This window comes from Flavobacterium sp. (assembly GCF_013822155.1).
Lineage (GTDB): Bacteria > Bacteroidota > Bacteroidia > Flavobacteriales > Flavobacteriaceae > Flavobacterium.
In genome coordinates, this window is the sequence record NZ_PNJW01000067.1 from 1 (window position 1) to 14,373 (window position 14,373).

Here is a 14,373-nt window from a genome sequence, read left to right on the forward strand (position 1 = left end):
AATTCTATATTTAGCCAGCTATTTTAATTTTATTTTGCAATCCATAGAAGTTGTTTCAGTAAAGACTTCTTTTTTATATAAATCTTGGATTTTTATAATGTCTATTTTAATTGGATATGCTATTTTAATTTATCTAGCTTTACTTTTTTTTGATTTTTATTATTTTATTCCTTTTGTAGCCATTCGTGTTTTTATTTTTATTCTAACAGCTGTTATGTTGTGGCAATGTTTTAAACTAAGGCACTTAACTTTTCAAAAATATATCCTGTTTGCAAGCTTGATTTATTTTTGTTTTGGAATTATTAGTTTTGCAACCAACATGATGAATTGGAAGGAAATGCTGATTCATCCGGCAGAGTGGTTAGTAATAGGAAGTTTTATAGATATTGTTTTTTTCTCAATAGCCTTGAACTATAGAAATAAAAAAATATGGGAGAATTATAATAAAGTTTTGTTAGACGATGCTAACCAAATAATCAGTATGCAAAATGTAATTTTAGAAAAGCAAAGTGATTTAGAAAATGAAAGAACCAGAATTGCGGCTGATATGCATGATGATTTAGGAAGTGGCCTGACTAAAATTACTTACTTGAGTCAAATGGCTTTGCATGAAGTGAATGCCTTTGAAAAAATAAATAAAATTAACAAAACATCTGTAGATTTAATTGAAAATTTGAGTGATATTATTTGGGCAATGAAGCAAGAGAATGATGCGTTAGAAGATTTATTGTCACATATAAAAATATATGCAGTTGATTATTTTGAATTAAACAATATAAATTTGAAATTTAATAATGCAATTGATTTTCAGCAAGTAGCAGTAAATGGTGATATAAGACGAAATATTTATTTATCAGTAAAAGAAATATTTCACAATATTGTAAAACATTCAAAAGCTGATACTGTTGTTATTTCTATTCGCTTGACCCAAGATTTATCAATCATAATTTCTGATAATGGAGTGGGTGTGGATGTAATAAATTTAGAAAAGGCTATAAATGGTAATGGATTTAAAAATATAAAAGCACGAATAAATAAAGTTGGAGGTTCTTTAAAATTTGAAAACTTAAATGGAACTACTGTGACTATTTTAATTCCTTTGATAAAATTAACTCGTTAAAAATCAACCGAAAGTACTATTGACATGACATGTTAGATATATTAATTTTATGTCTACTTAAAATTTTATGTCATGAAAAAAACTACTTATAAATTTTGTGTCTTTAGAAAATTATTTTACTTCCTAATTTCTTTTTTTCTCTTTTTAAACTTTTCATTAAATGCTCAATGTTGGCAAAGTATAGGAGCAGGATCTGAACACACAATTGCTATAAAACCAAACGGAACATTATGGGCATGGGGTAAAAATACAAATGGTCAACTTGGAATAGGTTCTTTTGATGATTCTCATGATGTACCAATTCAAGTTGGAACCGAAACTAATTGGCAAAGTATAATGGGTGCTGGAGGTGATACAAGTTATGCTTCTAAAGCTGATGGCACTCTTTGGGGTTGGGGAGACGTAATTGGAGATGGGACTTGGGATGCTAAAAATGTGCCTACTTTACTTGGTTTAGCTACAGATTGGCAATCTATTTCTGTTGGATATGTTTTTACACTGGGATTAAAAGCCAATGGTACTTTATGGACATGGGGTAATGACGGTGCAGGGCAATTAGGAAATGGCTCTGCCAGTCACTCAAATGTTCCTGTACAAATTGGAACGGATACAAACTGGCAAAAAATTGCCACAGGAGGTTCGCATGCTCTAGCCATTAAAACAGATGGAACACTTTGGGTTTGGGGTTCAAATGGATGGGGACAACTAGGAATTGGAAACTACACTACAAAATATAGTCCATTTAAATTAGGCACAGCTACCAACTGGCAGTCAATTCAAGGGGGAGAAGCTCATACTCTTGCCACTAAAACTGATGGTACCGCATGGAGTTGGGGATGGGGAACCTCCGGACAACTTGGAGATGGAACTAACACTACTAGGACAACACCGACAGCTATTGGTTCATCATCAGATTGGCTAATATTCGATTGTGGTGCCAACTCTAATTATGTAATTAAGAGCGATGGAACTCTTTGGGCTTGGGGAGTCGGTGTTAATGGGGAGCTAGGAAATAATGCATATAATTATGTAAATATGCCCACTCAAAGTGGTAATGAAACAAATTGGGAAAACATCTATATTGGTACTTGGAGTCATGTAATTGCTAAAAAGACTGATGATACTTTTTGGGTATTTGGAGATAATTTCAGAGGTCAACTTGGACTTGGACCAATGGTAAATACAAATATTCCTATTTTATTAAATTGTTCAACTATGAGTACTAATCAATTTGAAAATTTTCAAAATATTTATGTTTTTCCAAACCCTACAACAACTGTTATAAACATAAAAAACAATAGTAATTCGATAATTAATAGTTTGTTTATTACTGATTTAACAGGTAAAAAAATAAAAGAAATCAATAATAATATTCAATCTATATCAGTTGAATCCTTACAAAAGGGAATGTATTTAATACATATTATAATCGATGAAAATATTGTGATTCAAAAATTTATTAAAAACTAATTTATATGAAAAAACTAATTTTTATAGTTTTTCTATTGATTAATTGGAAGGGTTATTCTCAAGATACTCCTCGTTGTAAAGATACAGAACCAACTTATATCAACCGTATGCCGGGGTTTTATATAAGTGATTGTAAAAACAGCGATTATAATGATGTTGAATTTGTCTATTGGGTAAAAGGGACAGCTCAGAAAATTAATAAAGGAGGGAAGTATTATCATGTGTATTATTTAAAAAGCGAAAAGGAAACAAAAAAATTCAGCAGTGCTCAAATAAATCAAAATTATTACAATGCAGTTATAAAAGTAGAAGGAACTGCACTTGATGATAAAAAAACGATGTATACCGCCAATATTAATGGTAAAGAAGTTTATATTAAAGTAAATACAGCGGCAAATTCTACAGATTCCGAAAGTTATAATATTGAGGTTTTAGAAGTAGCTAGTATGGAACAAGATATTGTTGTAAATATGCAAGAATCCATTGATAGAGATGGGAAAATTGCTCTTTACGGGATTTTGTTTGATACTGATAAATCGAATATCAAACCTGAATCAAAAGTAGCTCTCAACGAAATTAAGGATTACTTAAATGAAAATCCTACAATAAAGATTTTTATTGTTGGTCATACAGATAATACCGGAATTTTCTCAAACAATACTACTTTATCAAAAGCTAGAGCTACAAGTATAAAAAACTATCTTGTATCCATTGGAAAAATTCAAGCAGTAAGACTTTCGACAGATGGTGTAGCATCACTTTGCCCCATAAGCACAAATGATACAGAGCAAGGCCGAAAACTGAATAGAAGAGTTGAAATTGTAAAACAATAATGTAGATGAAAGTCCTTTGTTTTATTCTTATTATGAGTTTTGGAAAACTTGCATTTGGGCAAAGTTTGACAAGAAATATAATAATGGATACTATTCAGTGTACTTATGCTAAAGGATTATCGACGCATAATTTTTATAAAACATTGAGCTAATAGCTTTTGTTATTCCAAGTAATTGAACAAAGTAAAAAAATGAATGGAGCTATTAATTTAAATGAAAGTTTTGCAGATTTTTTTATTGATGGAAAAACGTTCAAAACTTCTCAAAATTTATTCATGATGCAAATGCAACAATTTCATTATTGGTATGCAGATTCAAATGAAATAATTTATATCAATTATAATTTTCTAAAAGATGAAATAGAAATATATCCTGAAGTATTAAAAACTATTATTGAGAGTATAAAATGGTAATATTTTAAATCTTTTTATTATTGTAATTTTGTATTAAATTTTTAAATATTATGATAACAATATGTATCATTGAAGACATAATAGATATTCAAAATGGATTAAAATCTATTCTTGAAAATGATAATCGTTTTAAGTTGATACAATGTTTTCAGAATGCTGAAGAGGCTATTTTAAAATTACCTGAATTACAGCCGGATGTTGTGATAACCGATATTAACCTACCTCAAAAATCAGGTATTGATTGTGTTGCGGAAATCAAACATGATTTTCCAGATATTCAATTTATTATGTTTACCATTTATGAAGATAATGATCAGGTTTTTGAAGCATTAAAAGCAGGAGCAAGCGGTTATATTTTGAAAAATACTTCTCCTGAAAAAATTACTGATGCTATTTTAGAACTATATGATGGAGGAAGTCCAATGTCTCCCAAAATTGCCAGAAAAGTATTGTCGTCATTTAATATTAATTTGGTCAATCATGCAATAACAGAACTTATTTCGAAACGCGAACAAGAGGTTTTAGAATTATTAAGCAAGGGTTATTTGTACAAAGAAATTGCAGAAAAACTTAATATTACATTAAGTACAGTAAAAAGACATTTAAACCACATCTATTCAAAACTTCAAGTGCAAAATAAAACAGAAGCAGTTAATAAATTATACGGAAAAAATTAGTGTTTATTTTGATAAAATGATACAAACGGTTGATTGACAAGTAGCTTATCAAAGCTTAAATTTGTGTTAATTTTTGTTCATTTAACTCAATCAGCACAAATAATGAAAATAAGACAACTAATTATTTGTTTACTAATTTGCTTTACAAATGCATTTGGTCAGGTTGGAATCGGCACTACAACACCAGATGTAACATCCATTTTAGATGTAAGTTCAACAGATTCAGGTATATTAGTGCCTAGGATTAGCTTAATCGATATCAATAATACCACTTTAAATGGAATTAATACTGCCGCAACCGGTTTACTGATTTGGAATACAAACGCTGCAATTCTTGGTGGCAATGGTGTGGGTTTTTATTTTTTTAATGGAACTGTTTGGATACCTGTAAAAGAAACAATTTATCCTGATGCAGATTGGCATGAGATTGGTACAACTGCTTCACCTGATGCAATTACAGATAATATTTTCTCATTAGGAAATGTGGCAATTGGTAAAAACACAATCGGTACAGATACTAAAGTTGATATTGATAACAATGATAAAACTTCCTCACTTACCTTATTGAATAGTTTTGATGAGTTAAGCACTACGTCCAATAAGTATGGAATAAATAACACTATAAACTCTACCGAATACCAAACAGGTTTACAAAATAATTTGATGGGCAACGGAAATTTTAAAACAGGAGTTGACAACTTGTTCTCAGGATCAATGAATAATTTAGGAGTAGGATTATCAACTGATTTTACAGTTACTGGTTCGGGAAATCAATTTGGAGTTTACAATAATTTTAGAAGCACAAGTTCTTCAGGAGCAATTTGGGGAATGAGAAATTGGTTTCAATCAGGTGCTTCCTATTCCGGTATTCTAAATGGTATTGTCAATGATTTTAATAACAATAACAATGGTTTTAATTATGGTGTTACTAATAATTTTACAGGCACGGGTTCTGGGGCAAAATATGCAATAAAAAATATTTTTTCAGGAATTAGTACTGCTACTTTTTACGGTTTAGAAAATGATATTTCTGCGACAGGAAACGGTATGCATTATGGTGTATATAACAATTTAAGTGGAACAGGTTTAGGTAATAAGTTTGGAATTTGGACAACAATCCAACCAACGGCTGGAGGTATACATTATGGCATTTATTCCAATGTGACAAAAGCCAACAGTTATGCAGGCTATTTTCAAGGAAGAGTATCAATTGGAACTACTGGAGTCAATAATTACATATTGCCTTCTTCAAGAGGATTGAATGGTCAAATTATACAAACTGATGGATTAGGGAATCTAACTTGGCAAAATTTAAACGCATGGTTACTAAACGGAAACGCAGGCACTAATCCCGCGATAAATTTTATAGGGACAACTGATGATAATGATATTGTCTTTAAACGAAATAATATTTTATTTGGTAAACTAACAAGTAATAATGTTTCTTTCGGACAAAATGCTTTATTTAATAATACAATTGGTGTTAACAACCTTGCAAATGGAAATTTTGCATTATTGAGTAATACAACAGGAAACAATAATGTTGCAATTGGAAGTTATTCATTAAATTCAAGCACAATTGGTTCAAACAATACTGCTATTGGAACTACTTCATTGTTTTCAAATTTAGCGGGTTATGGAAATAGTGCCAATGGACAAGAAGCTTTATATTCAAACATCAACGGTTTTCAAAATACAGCAAATGGGTATCGTGCTTTGTTTAATAATAATTCTGGTAATAATAATACAGGAATTGGACATTTTGCAGATGTTGCCATAGGCAATCTATCAAACGCAACAGCACTTGGAGCAAAAGCATATGTAACCACATCAAATTCAATGGTATTAGGTAGCATTAACGGTGTTAATGGTGCAACAAGCAGTGTAAATGTAGGTATTGGTACAACTGCTCCTTCAGATAAATTACATGTCGTTGGTAATATTAGGATGGTAGATGGAAATCAAAGTACAGGCAAAATATTAACTTCAGATGCGAATGGTACTGCAACTTGGCAAAATGCTTCTGCCAATGCATGGGGATTAGTTGGAAACGCTGGAACTAATCCTTTAACAAATTTTATTGGTACAACTGATGATAACGATTTGATTTTTAAACGATTTAATGTAAATGCAGGAAGGATAAGAACTCTTAATACGGCTTTTGGGAAAAATTCTCTAAGTTCTATAACTACAGGTATTTGGAATGTTGCAATAGGTGATGATGCTCTTAGTTTTAATACTACTGGGCATAGGAATACATCAGTTGGCAGTGGAGCATTAAATTTAAATACCGATGGCTATGCAAATACCGCGATTGGTACAGCTACATTAACATCTAATACTATTGGAGATTATAACACTGGAATAGGTAGTTCTTCATTAGGAAATAATACTATAGGTTCATACAACACAACTATTGGTTATCAATCACTTACGACAAATATTACAGGAAATTGGAATACTGCAATAGGTGCTAATTCACTTTTCATTAATACTTCTAGCAATAATACCGCAATTGGCAAAGATGCTTTATTATTTACAACTACAGGAAATGGTAATACAGCAGTAGGAATTGGATCTTTTTCTTATAATTCAACTGGAGATTTTAATACAGCTATTGGTAGTTGGACAGCAATTTCCTCGCTAAATTTAACAAACGCAACTGCAATAGGTCATAAAGCTTATGTTTCTACATCCAATTCAATGGTTTTAGGAAGTGTAATTGGGGAAAATGGAGCTGCTAGTAGTGTAAACGTTGGTATTGGTACAACTTCTCCATTAGATAGATTACATATTGTGGGTAATATAAGAATGGTAGATGGAAATCAAACTACAGGTAAAATATTAACTTCAGATGCGAATGGTACCGCAACGTGGCAAAATGCTTCCGCTAATGCTTGGGGATTGTTTGGTAATGCAGGAACAAACCCAACAACTAATTTTATTGGAACTACCGATGATAGTGATTTAGTTTTCAAACGATTCAATGTAAATGCAGGTAGAGTAGGTATTAACAATTCTGCTTTTGGTGCATCCTCGCTAGATTCAAATACCACAGGTGTTGCAAATACAGCTATTGGTCAAGGTTCTCTCACTACAAATACTTCTGGATTAGGCAACACAGCAAATGGTTTTCAAACTCTATTTTCAAACTCAATTGGCAATTATAACACAGCAATTGGGTATCGTTCACTTTATGCTAATACCAACGGAACTAATAATACTGCAAATGGGTTTCGAGCATTAGATTCAAACACAACGGGTGATAATAACACTGCAATAGGCTCGTCTGCATTATCTCTTTTAACAACTGGAAGTAATAATATTGCAGTTGGAAATAATGCTCAAGTTCCTTCGGCTACTTTAAGCAATCAAGTAAGAATTGGTAATACTGCAATTACTTATGCCGGAGTTCAAGTTGCTTGGACTATTACTTCTGACCAAAGATGGAAATCAGGTATTAAACCATCACCGCTTGGATTAGAGTTTATTAAAAAGCTAAACCCTGTTTCGTATTACAGAAATAACGATGAAAATAAAAAAACGGAGTATGGGTTTGTTGCTCAAGAAGTAGAAAATACACTTATTGAATGCGGAGATTCCAACAATGGTATTATCAAAAAAGATGATGAAGGAATGTTAGGTCTGCGATATAATGATTTGATTGCCCCAATGGTGAAAGCATCTCAAGAACTAAATTCAAAAATTGAAACTTTAGAAAAAGAAAATACGGCACAAAAAGAACTTATTAATCAACTTATTAAAAGGATAGAAAGTTTAGAAAAAAAATAGTTTCTATCTGCTCTCTTTTCAAAAGTTCAATTTAGTTTTAAATTATTACAACGTTCAATATAAACAAAATACTCAATGAGAAATATAGTTATTCATTTTGGTCTTATTTTTTGCTTTACAAATGTATTTGCTCAAGTCGGAATTGGCACTACAACTCCGAACGCTACTTTGGAAATCAAATCAACTGATCAGACTGCACCTGCCAACTCGGATGGCATTTTAATACCGAAAGTAGATGCTTTTCCTACTATAAATCCAACTGCTTTACAAGATGGGATGATGATTTATTTAACTACACTGGTTAGTTCAAATCAACCCGGATTTTATTATTGGGAAAATGCAACGTCAACATGGAAAAATGTTGGTGGAGATAATGGTTGGGTTTTAAATGGAAATTCTGGCACAAGCCCTATAAGCAATTATATCGCCGCTTCTAATGAAAACTTTGTTGGAACTTCTGATGCAACAGATTTGTCAATCGGGGCAAATAATATGGAATTTATCAGACTGAAATCAGGTATTGATAAAATTGGTTTTTTTAATAATAATCCTGACTATAATTTAGACATTCAAACTAACATAACGAGTATAATTTTGCCTAGAAATGGAATACGTTTAAAAGATGTTATGCTAAGTTCTGGAGCACAAAAAGGTTCTTTCTTTGGATTTGATCGTAATAATCTAAATGAGACTTTGATTTGGACATATGGTGATGATGAAAATATATCTTATAATAAATCGATTCGTTTTGGAGTTGGAAATGAAACAACAAATCAAACATTAGCAAAATTTACTTATCGTTCTATTGGAGTTTTTGGAGATAATCCAACTTATTCTTTAGATATTAAAACTTCCCCAAATGATGCAGTATTTCATACTACTCGTAGAAATGGTATCAGAATAAATACGCCAATGAGCAATTCAAGTACAAATTATGCTGGTTTGTTTTTAGGTATAAAGGAGAATGGTAGTTTTCAAGATGCAAACGAAGGTTATATTTGGAATTATGGAGATGGTGTTACTACCAATCCGTTTTTAAGTTTTGGCCTTGGAGTAGATACATCAACAGGCGAAATTATGAGAATGTTTAAAGATAATATTGGAATTGGTACTACTACACCAACAGTTGGTGCTATTGTAGATATTAATTCAAATAATTCAGGGATATTAATACCCAGAATTAATTTGGCTGATGTAAATAGTAACGGACCGATAATGACTGTTACAACAAGTTTATTATTGTATAATACAAATCCTTTTATTATTGGTGGTAGCGGGGAAGGATTTTATTATTGGGATAGTGTAAAATGGGTAAAATTAATGACAGAGTCAGATAGTCAATGGAGTATAACTGGAAATTCCGGAATCGATTCATCTATTAATTTTATAGGTACTAAAGATAATAATGATGTAATATTTAAAAGAAACCTCTGGATTTCAGGAATGTTAGGGCAAACCAATACTTCATTCGGTTATGCAGGTTTAACTTTATCAGGTTATGGGCAAAATAATTCTGCATTTGGAGCCGCTACTTTATACAGTAATTATTCTGGAAATAATAATGTTGCTGTTGGTCGTCAATCATTATTATCAAATTACAGTGGAAATGCAAATACTGCAGTAGGAGCAAATACTTTGCAAACCAATCAAAATGGTTCAGAAAATACAGCTATCGGGTATCAGTCTCTATATTATAACACGATAGGGAGTAACAACTCTTCATTGGGGTCAGGTTCTTTATACTTCAATGACTTTGGGTCTAATAATACTGCCATGGGTAAAAACTCTTTGTATTCAAATATAAATGGAAACGATAATACTGCAAGCGGTAATTATTCATTAACATCTAATACATCAGGAAGTAACAATTCCGCTTTTGGTACAAACTCATTAAATAACAATACCATAGGTATTTTAAATACAGCTTCGGGTTATTATTCTCTTTATCGAAATATAAGCGGAAACTATAATTCTTCATTTGGTGCAAGTGCTTTATACAATAATTTTGGTGATTTTAATGTTGCCATTGGAATAAGTGCTCTTTTTTATAACTCTTATGGTGGTTATAATACGGCTACAGGTGTTAATGCACTAATAAATAATGAAATAGGAAATTATAATGTAGCAAATGGAAGTGAATCTTTGTTTTCTTCGAAAGGAAGCTATAATACTGCAATCGGAAATAGAGCCTTGTATAACAATGAATTTGGTTCAAATAATACAGCATTAGGCAATGCTGCAGATGTGAGTATATCTAATTTGACTAATGCCACTGCCATTGGTGCAAATGCTTATGTAGGAGCTTCTAACGCATTGGTTTTAGGAAGTATTAGTAGTGTTAATGGAGCGATTAATAATACGGATGTTGGAATTGGAATATCAACACCTCAAGATCGCCTACATGTTGTTGGGAATATAAGAAATAGTGTTTTAGCTGGTGTTGGAACGCGACTAACATCTTCTGACCCAAATGGTGTTCTAACATCTATATCGGAAGGAGCAATTGGAGAAATATTAACACAAACATCAATTGGTCCTGTATGGCAAAATGCACCTGTAAATGCTTGGGGATTAACCGGAAATACTGGAACATTTCACACTGTAAACTTTATAGGAACAATAGATAATATTGATGTTGTCTTTAAAAGAAATAATATACTATCCGGTCGCATAAGTACAAATACAACTTCATTCGGATATAACACTTTAAATTTTGGAAATAGTGGAAATGCCAACACAGCTTTTGGAACAAATACACTTTCCTTCAATACATGGGGATATAATAATACAGCAACGGGATATGCTTCATTAGCAAACAATACTTCAGGAAATCAAAATACTGCTACCGGAACAAATGCACTTTATTACAATTCGTGGGGTACTTCCAACACAGCAAATGGTTCAAATTCTCTTTATTCAAATACAACTGGATTTAATAATTCTGCTTTCGGTTCTCAAGTGCTTTATAGTAATACAACCGGAAGTGGTAATACCGGTAATGGAATTAGTGCTCTTTATTCAAATACAACTGGATCTAACAATATTGCAATTGGTAACTTCGCTTTGTATAGTAATACAACTGGTGTTAATAATTCAGCACATGGTTCACAAGCACTTTATAGTAATACGACAGGAAATGCTAACACCGGAATAGGTGCAAACGCTCTTGTGTCAAATACAACTGGGGGCACAAATACTGCAGTGGGAGGAGCCTCTCTCTACTATAACACAACAGGAAGTGGAAACACAGCCTCAGGATATTATTCACTTTTTTCAAATACATCTGGATTTAATAATACAGCAAGTGGATATTTATCACTACAAAACAATACGACAGGATTCTATAATACAGCATCCGGTTTATCTGCATTACAAAATAACACAGTTGGAACATATAATACAGCAACCGGTGTATCTGCATTACAAAACAATGTAGCCGGAACCTATAATACAGCGACTGGAGTTTTTGCTTTATTTGCAAATACAACTGGAAGTAATAATACTTCGATTGGAAGAAGTGCACTATTAGGTAATACTGTTGGAAATTTTAATACGGCTTCTGGGGCTTATGCTTTAAGTTCAAACTCCTCAGGAATAAACAACACGGCAAATGGATATCTATCACTTTATTCCAATGTGACTGGAAGCTATAATTCAGCTCTTGGTGTTGAATCCTTGTATACAAATACTACTGGAGTAGCAAATACATCCCTTGGATATCAATCCTTAAGAGCCAATACACTCGGGAGTTATAATTCAGCTATGGGAAGTGGTGCACTAATTACCAATTCAACCGGTAATTTTAACACTTCTAGCGGAAATGGTAGTTTGTATAATAATACATCTGGAAGCTATAATTCTGCAATTGGTTTTAGAGGTTTAGAATACAACACAATTGGGAATTTCAATACTTCTTGTGGTGTGGATGCCTTGCGTATTAATACAACCGGAAGCAATAATACAGCAATTGGTTATAATGCAAATGTACCAAATGGAGCAGCAAACAATCAAATCAGAATTGGAGATTACAACATTACGTATGCTGGTGTTCAGGTAGGTTGGTCAATAACTTCTGATAGTCGATGGAAGACAAATATTAAACCATCATCGCTAGGATTAGAGTTTATCAAAAAGCTAAATCCTGTTTCGTATTACAGAACCAACGACGAAAATAAAAAAACGGAGTATGGGTTTGTTGCTCAAGAAGTAGAAAAAACACTTGATGAATGCGGAGATTCCAACAATGGTATTATCACAAAAGATGATGAAGGCTTGCTGAGTATGCGATATAATGATTTGATTGCTCCACTTGTAAAAGCTATTCAAGAACAACAAAAAATGATAGAGAAATTAAACGTTGAAATTAAACTTCTAAAGGAAAAATCAATAGCTAAAGAGTAACACATCAAAAAATAAAAGAACTTTTTAAATTCATTTTATTGGATAACAATCTTTAAATTTGAAACTTAATTTTAAGAAAAACTTTTCATGTTTAATTTTTCAAATAAAAATGTTCTGATTACCGGTGGAGCTTCCGGAATAGGTAAATTAATGGGAGAACTTGTTTTGCAAAAAGGGGCAAAGCTAATTATTTGGGACATTAATCAAAACCTGCTCGATGATACAATTGCTCAATTTTCTAAATTAGGCAAAGTTGCAGGCTATCAAGTTGATGTGGCAAATTTTGAAATAGTTTATCAAACAGCTCAAAAAGTGAAAGAGGAGCATGGTATCATTGATGTTTTGATTAATAATGCCGGAATTATTGTTGGAAAATATTTTCATGAACACTCTTGTGACGACATTATAAAAACGATGGACATTAATGCAAATGCTCCGATGCATATTACGTCTGCCTTTCTTCCAGACATGATGAAACAAAATTCAGGATACATCTGCAATATTGCTTCTTCTGCGGGTTTAATATCAAACCCGAAAATGGCCGTTTATGCAGCCAGTAAATGGTCTGTTATTGGTTGGTCAGATAGTTTGCGTTTAGAAATGAACCAACTGAAAAAAAATATTGGTGTTACAACTGTAACTCCCTATTATATCAGTACTGGAATGTTTAATGGTGTTCGTTCCATTATTCCTTTGTTGAAACCCCAAAAAGTTGCTTACAAAATCATAAAAGGTATTGAACACAACCGCATTTTTGTAAGTATGCCGTGGAGTGTTCATTTTGTTCGTTTTTTTCAAGGATTATTGCCTATTTGGTTGTTTGATTGGTTTGTGGGCAAGGTCATGGGCGTTTATAATACAATGGAACATTTTAAAGGACGTTAATTCACAAACAAAAATCTTTTTTTAATTAGCATAATTGCTTGAAAAATAGTTTTGTAATTACAAAAAAGCTTCGTACTTTTGCACACCTTTTGGCGAAGAAGAGTTTCCATTGGGTATAAACTATTTATGTAAACAACTTCTGCTGTTTTCTATCGCATCAAGAAACTCAAGAGAACTCAGAATACAAATTTTTAATCAGCATGTCTGAAATTTTAAAAGAACAAGAAGCGTTTTTAGCAAACTTTAACTGGCATAACTTCCAAGAAGGAATTGATGCAGTAGATGAAAAAAACCTAAGAGAATTTGAAGAGTTGGTTGCTAAAACCTTCATTTCAACTGACAGTGACGAAGTAGTAATGGGAACAGTGGTTCGTATTACAGATCGTGATGCTATCGTTGACATTAACGCGAAATCAGAAGGAGTTATTTCTTTAAATGAATTCCGTTACAACCCAGGTTTAAAAGTGGGTGACAAAGTAGAAGTTTTAATCGACGTTCGTGAAGACAAAACCGGTCAATTGGTTTTATCACACAGAAAAGCCAGAACTATCAAAGCATGGGATAGAGTTATCTCTGCTAATGAAACTGGTGAAATCGTGAATGGTTTCGTAAAATGCAGAACTAAAGGTGGTATGATTGTAGATGTTTTCGGAATTGAAGCATTCTTACCTGGTTCTCAAATTGATGTGAAACCAATCCGTGACTACGATCAATATGTAAATAAAATGATGGAGTTTAAAGTGGTAAAAATTAATCACGAATTTAAAAACGTGGTAGTTTCT

9 protein-coding genes are annotated in these 14,373 nt (G+C 32.3%); all 9 read left to right on the plus strand.

From position 1 onward, the window contains the following. The coding region (locus C0512_RS13160) for an ATP-binding protein (protein ID WP_290862308.1) at positions 1 to 1,120 on the plus strand (1,120 nt) is incomplete at its 5' end. Positions 1,121 to 1,192: 72 nt separating this feature from the next. Then, positions 1,193 to 2,590 (plus strand): T9SS type A sorting domain-containing protein, encoded by a 1,398-nt coding sequence (locus tag C0512_RS13165; RefSeq protein WP_290862310.1) that lies wholly within the window; start codon positions 1,193 to 1,195, stop codon positions 2,588 to 2,590. A 5-nt stretch (positions 2,591 to 2,595) separates the two neighbouring features. Continuing rightward, complete coding sequence (locus tag C0512_RS13170) at positions 2,596 to 3,423, plus strand: OmpA family protein (RefSeq protein WP_290862312.1); 828 nt, start codon at positions 2,596 to 2,598, stop codon at positions 3,421 to 3,423. 191 nt (positions 3,424 to 3,614) lie between these two features. After that, complete coding sequence (locus C0512_RS13175; RefSeq protein WP_290862314.1) at positions 3,615 to 3,836, plus strand: hypothetical protein; 222 nt, start codon at positions 3,615 to 3,617, stop codon at positions 3,834 to 3,836. Between the two features lie 50 nt (positions 3,837 to 3,886). Continuing rightward, entirely contained in the window at positions 3,887 to 4,513 is a 627-nt protein-coding gene (locus C0512_RS13180; RefSeq protein WP_290862316.1) for a response regulator transcription factor, read from the plus strand. Between the two features lie 102 nt (positions 4,514 to 4,615). Further along, entirely contained in the window at positions 4,616 to 8,305 is a 3,690-nt protein-coding gene (locus C0512_RS13185) for a tail fiber domain-containing protein (RefSeq protein ID WP_290862318.1), read from the plus strand. Positions 8,306 to 8,380: 75 nt separating this feature from the next. Beyond that, positions 8,381 to 12,706, plus strand: coding sequence for a tail fiber domain-containing protein (locus tag C0512_RS13190; RefSeq protein ID WP_290862320.1), 4,326 nt, complete (start codon positions 8,381 to 8,383; stop codon positions 12,704 to 12,706). Between the two features lie 87 nt (positions 12,707 to 12,793). Further along, positions 12,794 to 13,591, plus strand: coding sequence for an SDR family oxidoreductase (locus C0512_RS13195; protein WP_290862322.1), 798 nt, complete (start codon positions 12,794 to 12,796; stop codon positions 13,589 to 13,591). Between the two features lie 200 nt (positions 13,592 to 13,791). Next, positions 13,792 to 14,373 (plus strand): S1 RNA-binding domain-containing protein (locus tag C0512_RS13200; protein ID WP_290862324.1); only part of this gene is annotated, 582 nt, incomplete at its 3' end.